Annotated in this window: 2 protein-coding genes; both read right to left on the minus strand. The window is 73.2% G+C overall.

The annotated features are described in order from the left end of the window. Positions 1-116 precede the first annotated feature (116 nt). Positions 117-1,346, minus strand: coding sequence for a cysteine--1-D-myo-inosityl 2-amino-2-deoxy-alpha-D-glucopyranoside ligase (mshC, locus tag ACFV6I_RS30205; RefSeq protein ID WP_380428699.1), 1,230 nt, complete (start codon positions 1,344-1,346; stop codon positions 117-119). 284 nt (positions 1,347-1,630) lie between these two features. After that, positions 1,631-2,470 carry a carbohydrate-binding protein gene (locus ACFV6I_RS30210; RefSeq protein WP_063346925.1) on the minus strand — a complete coding sequence of 280 codons (840 nt, stop codon included), beginning with the start codon at positions 2,468-2,470 and terminating at the stop codon, positions 1,631-1,633. Between the last annotated feature and the right edge of the window lie 132 nt (positions 2,471-2,602).

A 2,602-nucleotide genomic window follows, 5' to 3' on the forward strand; every position in this document is an offset into this window, starting at 1 on the left:
GGTCTCCCTAGGAGGCCGACGAGGAGGAGCCCCCGCCCGGGGCCCCCCCGGGACAACGCTGTCGGGGCTACTGCACACCTGGTCCGGACGCCCCTTCGGCGTGTTGAGGGAGGACTCTAGAGCGCGACGCCCAGCAGGGCGTCCACGGTGCGGCTGACCAGGCCGGGCGCACCCATGTCGGTGCCGCCCCCGGCCTCCTGCCGCTCGGCCCAGCGGTCGACGGCGGCCAGTGCGGCGGGCGCGTCCAGGTCGTCCGCGAGCGCCGTACGGACCTCGTCGAGCAGCTGCTCGGCGGCCGGGCCGTCCGGCCGGGAGACCACGGCCCGCCAGCGGGCGAGGCGCTCGACGGCCTCGTCCAGGGTCGCCTTGGTCCACTCCCAGTCCTCGCGGTAGTGGTGCGCGAGCAGCGCCAGGCGGATCGCCGCCGGGTCGACGCCCTCGCGGCGCAGCGCCGAGACGAAGACCAGGTTGCCGCGGGACTTGGACATCTTGTGGCCGTCCAGGCCGACCATGCCGGCGTGCACGTACGCCTTGGCGTACGGGTGGGCGCCGGTGGCGACCTGGGCGTGCGAGGCGCCCATCTCGTGGTGCGGGAAGGAGAGGTCGCTGCCGCCGCCCTGGATGTCGAAGGACATGCCGAGGTACTGCAGCGCGATGGCGACGCACTCGATGTGCCAGCCGGGGCGGCCGTGGCCGAGTTCGGTCTCCCAGGCGGGCTCGCCCGGGCGGGCGGCGAGCCAGAGCAGGGCGTCCAGTGGGTGGCGCTTGCCCGGGCGGTCCGGGTCTCCGCCGCGCTCGGCGAAGACCGGGCGCATGGCCTCCTGGTCGAGGCCGGAGACCTGGCCGAAGCGGGGGTCGGACTCGACCGAGAAGTAGATGTCGCCGTCCACCTGGTAGGCGGCGCCGCTGGCGAGCAGCTTCTGGACCAGCGGGACGATCCACGGGATCGACTCGACGGCGCCGATGTAGTGGGCCGGCGGGAGCAGCCGCAGGGCGGTCATGTCCTCGCGGAACAGGGCCGTCTCGCGCTCGGCGAGGGCCACCCAGTCCTGACCGGTCTCGACCGCCCGGGCCAGCAGCGGGTCGTCCACGTCGGTGACGTTCTGGACGTACAGGACGTCGTGGCCGGCGTCCTTCCACACGCGCTGCACCAGGTCGAAGGCGTTGTAGGTGGCGGCGTGGCCCATGTGGGTCGCGTCGTAGGGGGTGATGCCGCAGACGTAGATCCGGGCAGTGCCGTCCTGCGGCACGACCTCGCGGACCGTGCCCGCTGCGGTGTCGAAGATACGGAGGGGGAGCCCCTGACCAGGCAGGGCGGGAACCTCGGAGGCGGGCCAGGCATGCATGGAACCGACTTTAACCTTGCGAACATTTGAAAGCCTAACCAGTACACAAGATCGACTGGATTCGCTTCCTGTCGTTGCCGGACCGCTTCCCGACTGATAAGGAGCGGACCTTGACGGGCCCGGCGTTGTTTCGGGCAGGAATGCGGCAGGCTTCGGGCGGGCGTTGGGCAGGCGTCGAGCAGGCGTTGGGCAGGCGTTGGGCAGGCTTTCGGACACGGTTGAGCGCCCGGTCGACCCTGCCGCCGACCGGGCGCCCGGCACCCCGGGGAACGCGGCCGGAGCCGCTACGACCGCTGCCAGAGGGCCGGCACGTTCGGCGGCTCCCAGCCCACCATGGCGGTGTGCGCCTGGAGGCAGAGGTAGGAGGCGCCGGAGTAGGTGACGCGGTCGCCCGCGTTGTAGGAGGCTCCCGGCTTCCAACTGCCGCTCGGGGGCGTGGGCGTTCCGGTGGGGGTTCCGGTCGGGGTGGCGGTGGGGGTCGGGCTCGGCGTGCCCGGGGTCTGCGGCACGTCCAGGACAAAGTCGTAACTGCCCTCACGGCCCGGGCCGTTCTGGCGGACGTTCATCAGCAGCCGGGCGTCGTAGATGGTGTCCGTGCTGTTGCGCGGCTCGCCGGGGAAGTAGAGCTGGGTGGTGAGCACCGGGCGGCCGGGCGCCTGGAGCTTGACGTGGAGGTGCCGGGTGCGGCCCGGGTAGAGGCCGGGGACGATCGTGTCCAGCTTGAAGGCGCCGTTCGCGTCGGTGAACTGGTGGCCGCGGAAGGTGAAGCCGGCGTTGTCGTAGGCGCCGTTGTCGTCGGCCTGCCAGAAGTCCAGCAGGACGCCGGAGATCGGTCGGCAGGCGCGGCCGAAGACGTAGCCGCTGACGGTCAGCCGGGTGCCGGGGCCGTCGTTGACCATGGAGCTGCGCAGTGGGGAGTTGGGCTTGAAGTAGGGGCCCTCGGTCTGCTCGATGGTGGGGTCGTCGCCGTCGTGGCACTCGGGGGTGAGGCCGAGGGGCCGGCCGGTGCCGGCCTGCTCACGGGCCAGCGCGACGCCGCCGCCGACCAGCAGCGGGGCGGCGCCGAGCGCGGCAGCGGCCTTCAGGACGGTCTTGCGACTGATCATGCCGTCGGGCGTGGGCATACGCCCTCTCCTTCGGGTGGGGGGTGGATGTGGGGGGGCGGGGGGGGGGCGGGGGGGGGGGGGGGTAGGGGGGTCAGGGCCGGCGCGCCCCGCGGGGCGGCCGCGCGCCCCCGGGGGGGCCGCCTCGCTCTT

The organism is Kitasatospora sp. NPDC059803 (assembly GCF_042732255.1).
Lineage (GTDB): Bacteria > Actinomycetota > Actinomycetes > Streptomycetales > Streptomycetaceae > Kitasatospora.